We start from the raw sequence: 642 nt of genomic DNA on the forward strand, positions 1-642 counted from the left end.
CAATTAATTCCGGATTGGATGATTTGGAAAGTGGTATTAATGGCTCTATTAATGCAGGTAATTGTCAATCTTTTTCATGTGAAGGAAATGCTGCCACTTGCTATTTAGCCAAACAGGCTTGGTATGAAAGTTGTCAGTCAAAAGACTTGAGTGAAATTACTGAAGCTGGAGCAGGTTTATTAGAGGGAATAGGTGATTACAACGACCAATTTACTGATGAACATGGTGCTTATAAAAATATTTATGAGAATGCTGAGGGTTCTGTAGGTGATTTATTACAAGCTTATGATGAATCTAATGGTGTTAATTTCGACGGTGAGTGTCCAGCTCCAAAACATTACGATGGTGGCTTATTTAAATTCACCATTGATTTAGCTCCTTTCTGTGAAATGGCTTATATCATCCGTGCTTGTATTATGGCGGCTGCTGCGTTTGGTAGCTTCATGATGATATCTAAATTTATATAGGTGATTATTATGTTTCAATTCTTCGCAACAATACTTAGTTTTTTATTTGGTTGGCTTCGTCTTGCTTTGCCGTTCCTAGCTGGTTATTTAGGTTCGGTAGGCTCTCAATTTCTCGTTTCTTTAGGGGTAGGGGTTACGGTATTTTCTGGCTTTAATATCGCAACGTCTTATCTGA

General features: G+C 37.4%; 1 protein-coding gene. It reads left to right on the plus strand.

Annotated elements, in window-relative coordinates; genetic code table 11:
* Window positions 1-467: virulence factor TspB C-terminal domain-related protein (locus tag AW165_RS19815; RefSeq protein WP_212823890.1), on the plus strand; the 467-nt coding region annotated here is incomplete at its 5' end.
* Window positions 468-642 lie beyond the last annotated feature (175 nt).

Origin of the sequence: Acinetobacter sp. LMB-5 (genome assembly GCF_001541635.1) — a bacterium.
Lineage (GTDB): Bacteria > Pseudomonadota > Gammaproteobacteria > Pseudomonadales > Moraxellaceae > Acinetobacter > Acinetobacter pittii.